The 5510-nt window shown below is 63.5% G+C and carries 3 protein-coding genes; all 3 read left to right on the forward strand.

The genetic code is table 11. From position 1 onward, the window contains the following. Positions 1–335 precede the first annotated feature (335 nt). Complete coding sequence (locus ACYVDE_RS13585; protein WP_460502083.1) at positions 336–3641, forward strand: T9SS type A sorting domain-containing protein; 3306 nt, start codon at positions 336–338, stop codon at positions 3639–3641. Between the two features lie 147 nt (positions 3642–3788). Continuing rightward, on the forward strand, positions 3789–4937 hold the full coding sequence (gene hemW / locus ACYVDE_RS13590; protein ID WP_460502084.1) for a coproporphyrinogen-III oxidase family protein: 1149 nt from the start codon (positions 3789–3791) through the stop codon (positions 4935–4937). Next, entirely contained in the window at positions 4934–5353 is a 420-nt protein-coding gene (locus ACYVDE_RS13595; RefSeq protein WP_460502085.1) for a hypothetical protein, read from the forward strand. Before hemW ends, ACYVDE_RS13595 begins: the two co-directional genes overlap by 4 nt. The last annotated feature ends 157 nt before the right edge of the window (positions 5354–5510 follow it).

Raw genomic sequence — 5510 nt, forward strand, 5'->3', positions numbered from 1 at the left:
GGCGGCAGCGGTGGGCTGGCCAAACCGGGCTGATTGGGATTAGTGGGGTCGAGGCCGGGCGTTTGGGCGCGGGCGGCCGCGCCGGCCAGCAGCACGAGCATTCCCCAAAAGTATAGCAGAACCCTGGTCATTCGGAGGCACAACGCGAAAGCGGCTGTTTAATTTCCCGAAGGTACAGGCGAGGCACTGGCCGGGCTTGTGTGGGTGCCACCAGCTTGTCCGGCCCAACGCACAACCGTTGCTGCCACGGGCTGGCTAATACGCTTGCCATTGCGTACATCATCGCGTTATTGCATAAGTTATTCCTTCTCTTTCACTTAAATCAGCTTTCCAGCATGATAAACAGGTCTATAGCTTCTTCTATCAAACTAGTAATCGGCCTTCTGGCAATACTGCTACTCAGCCCCTTAGGCCACTCCACGCAGGCCCAGACGCTTACCTGGCAAACGGCAATAGCCGCGGCCGGCGATGTGCAGGTGCAAGCCAGTACCACCGACGGGGCCGGCAACGTGTATCTGGCCGGCGGATTTGCCGGCACCGCCACCTTTGGCAATACGTCTTTCAGCACTACCAACGGCCGGGAAGTATTCGTGGCTAAATGGAACCGGGCCACTGGTTTCGTGTGGGCTGTTAAAGGCAATGGCAGTGCCACTACGGGCCTGAACCAGGCCACGGCCATAGCCATTTATAGCCCCTATGTTTACGTAACTGGCAACTTTCTGGGCTCAACCTTCTCGTTGGGCTCTTCCGGCATGGTCCTGACCAATGCACAGGTGGGAACCAGTGATATTTTCCTGGCCCGCCTCACCGAATCGACCACCGGCGCGAGCGCCACCGTGACTTGGAGCAAGCGTGCCGGCGGCCTTTCCAACGACAGGGCCAACGCGCTGACCAACGTCACCAATTCCGCGTTGTACCTGGGCGGCAGCAGCGGCGGCAATGCCACTTTCGACAATTACACCCTGCCCGGCGTGGGGGGCTTCGTCGCCCGCTATTCCGGGTTCAATCAGGTGCAACCCGTTAGCCCGGCTCCGGTTGTGCCTGCCGGCGATGCCGTGACAGCCCTTCGCGCGGTGGGAGGCACGCTATATATGGCGGGTACCTTCAGCAGTACTGCCAACGCGGTGCCGGGCGGCAACCTCACGAGCGCGGGCAGCGAAGACATTTTTGTGCAGAAGCTGAACGCGAATAATTTCACCAGCTTTTGGGTGCAGCAGGCCGGCGGCAGCGGCGAGGAATACGCTCGCTGCCTATTGGTCAGTGGCCTCAATGTGTACGTGGGCGGCAGCTACCGCAGCGCCAGTGCGGCTTTCGGCACCACCACGCTCACCAACTCCGGTTTGGCCAACTTGTTTGTGACGAAGCTCGTCGATACCGGCAGCCAATCCTACTTTGCCTGGGCTCTGCAGAACAGTGGCACCAGCACCGACCTCTCGAACAGCGCCAATGCGCTCAACCTGTATGGCACCGGCCTGTTTGTGGGCGGCACGTTTGGCGGCACGATTGGCCTGGGCAGCCGTTCGCTCACCTCCGCTGGTGGCAGCGATGTGCTGATGGCCAAGGTGGTGGACGCGGGCAGCAGTGCCAGCTTCGTGAGCGCACAACAAGCCGGCGGTTCCGGTCCCGACGAGGCCACTACAATAGGCCGCCTCGACCCCCGCACCGTGTACGTGGCCGGGCAGACGACTACGCCCACCAGCTTTGGCAGCCTGAGTGTGGGAACCAGCGCGGGCACCCGGCCCGGCTTTGTGGCCACGCTGTTCGACCAGGCCCCGCTGCTGTCGCTGGCCGCCCCCAACACCGGCCCCGTGGGCACCACTATTTCGCTCTATGGCGAAGGGCTCACCGGTGCCACTGCCATTACGTTTGCGGGCAGCAGCAACAACGTCGTCACTTCGGGTTTTACAGTGAATGCGGCCGGCACCCAAATCAGCGGCGTGGTAGTGCCAGCGGGTGCGCAATCGGGGGTGGTAGACGTAACGACGCCCTTGGGTACCAGCGCCGGGCTGGTCAGCTTCGTGCTTGGTACCAACCCGGCCCCGGCCTGGCAGGCGGTGTCGACCGCCGCTACCCCCAGCCTCGTTCGGTGGGCCGCGCCCGCAGCCAACGGCACCGTGATAGTAGCCGGCGAGTTCAACGGCAGCATCACGGTGGGCGGCACCACCCTCACCAGCCTAGGCAGCCGCGACATTTTCGTGGCCAAGTTCAACCCCAGCACTGCCACCTACCTCTGGGCCGTGCGGGCCGGCAGCGCGGGCGATGAAGACAGCTACGGAGGCGTGGCCGTAGTGGGCAATACTATCTACCTGGCCGGTCAGTTCTACGGACCTAATATCACGCTGGGGAACACCACGCTTACCCCGCCCACATACTCCGGGCTTTCCGGTTACGTGGCCAAACTTACCGATGCTGGCAGCAGCGCCAGCTTCATCTGGGCGCAGCTCATCGATGATGCCTCGGCAGTTTATGTGGAAGCCCTGACCGCCAGTGGTAACACTGTGTATGTGGGCGGCGACTTCACCGGGTCGGCGCTCACCATAGGCAACAACACGGTCCTCAGCAGCAACGCCAGCGGCGACAACGGCTACGTGGCTAGGCTGGTCGACAACGGTAACACTGCTTCGTTTGTGTGGGCCCGCGGCATTGGCGAGGCCGATGGCAGCACCATCAACGTGTACGGGCTGAGCGTCAACGGTTCCATTTTGTACGTTTCGGGGGCATTTTATGGCACGCTGAACTTCCCCGGTGCACCTTCTATCACCAGCACCGGTACTACTGCCACGCTCCCTGGCCCGGGCGATGTGGCCGTGCTGCGCCTGTTCGATAGCAACACGGCGGGCAGCGTTACCTCAACCGCGCGGGCCGGCGGTGCCGGAACTGAATTTGTGAACAGCATGAGCCGGCAGGGCAACACGCTTTACGTCGCAGGGTCTACCACCGACTCTTATTCCTTTGGCGGCCCGCCCCTCAGCTTTCCGCGCTACGGCTATGTGCTTCAGGTCACCGATGTGAACGGTACCCTGACCACGGGCTGGGTGCAGATTCTCAACAACAACGTCTACCAAACGGCAGTCAACGGCACCGGCATCTACGCCGCTACTTCCCTGATTACGACCGACACGTTTGGCAGCACCACAATCACTCAGCGGGGAGGTCCCGATGGATTGGTGGTGCGCCTGGCTGATGCGGGCAGCAGCGCCAGCGTGACCTGGGCGCAGACAGCCGGCGGCATGGGGACCGACGTTTTCCGGGCGCTGGCCCTAGCCGGCGGGCAGGTAGTTGTGGGAGGTAGTGTTACGCCGTTGGCGGCGTTTGGCAGCTTGGTGGTGGAAAGGCCCATTGGCGTGCCCGTAGCCACGCTCGCCACCATCGGCGACGCCGCTATTCTGGCCACCGCCGCCGCCCGCCCGCAGGAGCCGCTGACGCTTTATCCGAACCCGGCCCACGGCTGGGCAACGCTACGCCTGACGGCTGCTGGGGCTGGTCCCATCCAGCTTTTCGACCTGCTGGGCCGGGAGGTTCGGCGCTACAATGCCGGCTCATCTACTACTTCCGATGTGCGGCTTGACCTGCACGGTATTCCCGCCGGCATCTACGTTGTACGGGCCGGTACTGCCAGCCGACAGCTGCTGGTAGAGTAAGTTGGCGTATCTATAATCGGGTGAGAGAGGAGATTGGAAAGTATTTTTCAGCCGCCTCTTTTGCTATCATCCTCCCCTGCCCGAACCACAACCGGGCCCGGAGCTACCTTTGCGGAGCGGCAGGAAAAGCCGTTTGCGTCCCTGTTTATGGCCGGCCTCTATCTCCATATTCCCTTCTGCAAGCAGGCCTGCCACTACTGCGATTTCCACTTCAGCACCTCGCTGGGGCTGAAAAGCCGGCTGGTCGAAGCCATCGTGCGCGAGCTGGAATTGCGCCGCGCCTACCTGCCCGCCGATACCACGCTCGAAACCATTTACCTCGGCGGCGGCACGCCGTCGCTGCTCACGGCCGATGAGCTGAGCCAGATTTTCGCCGCCATTCACCGCCACTTTGCGGTGGCCCCGCAGGCCGAAATTACCCTCGAAGCCAACCCCGACGACCTCAGCGCTACCAAGCTGGCCGAGTTGCGCGCCGCCGGCATCAACCGCCTCAGCATCGGCCTGCAAAGCTTCTACGAGCCGCACCTGCGCCTGATGAACCGCGCCCACACCGCCGACGAGTCGACCACCGCCGTGCGCCGCGCCCAGGATGCGGGCTTCGGGAATATTTCCATCGACCTGATTTACGGCGTGCCCGCACCCGGCCACCACATCTGGGAAGCCGACCTGGCCAATGCCTTCGCGTTGGGCGTGCCGCATGTGTCGGCCTACGCCCTCACCATCGAGCCGGGCACGGCCTTCGGCCACCGCCTGCAAAAAGGCACTTTCCGGCCCGCGCCCGACGAGTTTGTGGCCACGCAGTTCGAAATGCTGCTGGCCGCCATGCGCGCCCACGGCTACGAGCAGTACGAAATCAGCAACTTCTGCCAGCCCGGCCGCGAGAGCCGGCACAACGGCAACTATTGGCGCGGGGTGCCCTACCTCGGCCTCGGCCCCAGCGCCCACAGCTACGACGGCCGCAACCGCCTCTTCACACTAGCCAACAACCCGCAGTACGTGGCCGCCGTGCTCGAGCGCGGCGAAGTGCCCATCACCATCGACGAGCTGTCGGCCACCGACCGCGCCAACGAGTACCTGCTCACCACCCTGCGCACCGCCCGCGGCACCGACCTGGCCCACCTGCGCACCCACCACGGCCTCGACCTGCCCGCCACCCGCGCCGCCTACTTGGCCGAGCTGCAAGCCAGCGGCTGGGCCACTATCAGCGGCGAAGTGCTTACCTTGACCGATGCCGGCAAGCTGCTGGCCGACCACATTACGCTGGAGCTGTTCCAAACCCCTGCCGTAACCGAATGAAACTTCTGAGCGACAGCATTGCCGACGATGCCGACTTCTTCGTCGAGCAGATTCACCTGGTGGCCATCGTCTTCGATAATACCGACGACGTAACCGTGTGGGCCACCACGCACTTCGACAACGACACGCACTTCTTCCACCTCGCCCTGCCTTTTAAGGCGCTCGACACGCTGCTGTCGCTGGCCCACTCTCGCGCCGAAGCCCTGCAGGAAGAAGTGGCCGATGCCCTTGCCACCGCCGACTGGCCCGCCCTGCTCGAATATAATTCCGACGACCGCCCGCCCGTGTCCCTGCCTAGCGTGGCCCTGAAACTGTCCGTCACCTACCCCGTGCCAGAAGAAGATGAGGAAGAGGACGACCCGCAGCCGCACAACATCTTCTACCTCGAAGGCGTGTTTGTGCGCCTCGATACCTAGCGCCCGCCGTGGCCGCGCCGCCCGTTTTTTACCTCATCCCCGGCCTCGGGGCCGATGAGCGGGTGTTCCGGTTTCTGCATCTGCCCGGCGCAGTGCACGTGCTGCAATGGCTGCCTCCGCAAACGCCCGCCGAGCCGCTGCCGCACTACGCCGCCCG

It is taken from the genome of Hymenobacter agri, from assembly GCF_054778495.1.

Bases quoted from the DNA above. Each gene is read 5' to 3' on its own strand.
- hemW (WP_460502084.1), top strand. From the start codon at position 3,789: ATGGCCGGCCTCTATCTCCATATTCCCTTCTGCAAGCAGGCCTGCCAC.
- ACYVDE_RS13585 (WP_460502083.1), top strand. From the start codon at position 336: ATGATAAACAGGTCTATAGCTTCTTCTATCAAACTAGTAATCGGCCTT.
- ACYVDE_RS13595 (WP_460502085.1), top strand. From the start codon at position 4,934: ATGAAACTTCTGAGCGACAGCATTGCCGACGATGCCGACTTCTTCGTC.